Origin of the sequence: Aquitalea sp. ASV15 (assembly GCF_016429115.1) — a bacterium.
GTDB lineage: Bacteria > Pseudomonadota > Gammaproteobacteria > Burkholderiales > Chromobacteriaceae > Aquitalea > Aquitalea magnusonii.
In genome coordinates this window covers 1-486 of the sequence record NZ_JAELTZ010000126.1, presented here as the reverse complement: position 1 = coordinate 486, position 486 = coordinate 1, and the positions used below count along the sequence as shown (strand labels likewise).

The window sequence follows — 486 nt, the reverse complement described above, 5'->3', positions numbered from 1 at the left end:
CGGCCAAGAAAGCCAAGAAAGTAGCCAAGAAAGACGCTTCTGCTCAGAAAGCTCAGGCTGCTGAAGCTTCCGCTCCGGCCAAGAAAGCCAAGAAAGTAGCCAAGAAAGACGCTTCCGCTCAGAAAGCCCAGGCTGCTGACGCTTCCGCTCCGGCCAAGAAAGCTCACAAAAAGCACGCCAAGAAGCACGCTGCCAAGAAGGTAGACGCTTCCGCTCAAAAGGCTCAGGCTGCTGACGCTTCCGCTCCGGCCAAGAAGGCTCACAAAAAGCACGCCAAGAAGCACGCTGCCAAGAAAGCAGACGCTTCCGCTCAAAAAGCCCAGGCTGCTGACGCTTCCGCCCCGGCCAAGAAAGCCAAGGCCAAGAAAGTAGCCAAGAAAGACGCTTCCGCTCAGAAAGCCCAGGCTGCTGACGCTTCCGCTCCGGCCAAGAAAGCTCACAAAAAGCACGCCAAGAAGCACGCTGCCAAGAAGGTAGACGCTTCCG

At 57.0% G+C, this 486-nt stretch carries 1 protein-coding gene; it reads left to right on the top strand.

Going from position 1 to position 486, the window contains the following annotated elements:
• Window positions 1-486 (top strand): hypothetical protein (locus tag JHD64_RS21120; protein WP_199055575.1); only part of this gene is annotated, 486 nt, incomplete at both ends.